General features: G+C 69.9%; 1 protein-coding gene. It reads left to right on the top strand.

Going from position 1 to position 289, the window contains the following annotated elements:
* A partial coding sequence (locus NE591_RS15435; protein ID WP_256157122.1) for a hypothetical protein occupies positions 1 to 289 on the top strand: 289 nt, incomplete at both ends.

Genomic DNA, 289 nt, shown 5'->3' with positions numbered 1-289 from the left:
GGCCCGCGAGCGCACGATGGCCAACGTCAGCCTGTTCGGGGCGCTTGCGGCCGTCATCGTGGCGGTGGCCGTGGCGGTGAACGGAGCGCTCCGACGGCAGGGGCGCCAGATGGACACCCTGGACGCGGCGAGCCTCGAGGCCGACCGCTATCGGGTTGAAATTCTCCCCTCGATGTGCTCGACGTGGAGAATGCGGTGGAGGCGACCGTTGCGCCTGACCGTGGCGCTCCCGGCCGCCCGCGATGGCCTGCTCATCGAGGTGGCCGACACCGTTATTGGCATTCCCGAG

The organism is Adlercreutzia sp. DFI.6.23 (assembly GCF_024462535.1).
Classification (GTDB): domain Bacteria; phylum Actinomycetota; class Coriobacteriia; order Coriobacteriales; family Eggerthellaceae; genus Adlercreutzia; species Adlercreutzia rubneri.
Note: the sequence above shows the minus strand (reverse complement) of the source record. Positions and strands in the feature narration are given on the sequence as shown.